The sequence below is a fragment of the Serratia sp. MMO-28 genome, assembly GCF_037199905.1.
GTDB classification, from domain to species: Bacteria; Pseudomonadota; Gammaproteobacteria; order Enterobacterales; family Enterobacteriaceae; genus Chania; species Chania oryzae.
In genome coordinates this window covers 1-487 of sequence record NZ_JBBCVB010000092.1, presented here as the reverse complement: position 1 = coordinate 487, position 487 = coordinate 1, and the positions used below count along the sequence as shown (strand labels likewise).

Sequence of the window (487 nt, the reverse complement as noted above, 5' to 3'; positions counted from 1 at the left end):
CACCACCTTCTCGCTGGCCGGCACCAATGCCGCAGCCCTGGCAGGGGCGGGGCTGACGCTGAACAGCGGCAGCGATACCACGGTGGGCGTGGCCGGCACGCCGGGCAGCGCTACGCTGCAGAGCCTGGCCCTGAACGGCGGCACGCTGAACTTCACCGGCGGCGCTCCGCTCTCCAGCGCCGAGAGCACCGTCACCACCCAGACCCTGACCGCCAACGGCGGCACCATCAATCTGGTGGGGGCAGGCTCCTGGAACAATACCCTGCCGGTGGTGCCGCCGAACCTGTCGATCCTCGATCAGAACCGGGGCGGTACGCCGATGCGGCTTATCAGCGCCACTACCGCCAGCGGGGCGGATAATCTGACGTTGACGATCGATGGGGTGGCGGTGACGCCGCAAGGGGTACTCTCTGCCATTAACCAGAATGCGGTGCATGTGGCGGAGGCAACCTATCACTACGCGCTGTCCAACACCGACGGGGCCAGC

At 67.6% G+C, this 487-nt stretch carries 1 protein-coding gene; it reads left to right on the top strand.

All coding sequences use genetic code 11. The annotated features are described in order from the left end of the window. Positions 1–487, top strand: a 487-nt coding sequence (locus WG891_RS26670) for a hypothetical protein (protein WP_337265099.1), incomplete at both ends; no start/stop codon positions are given.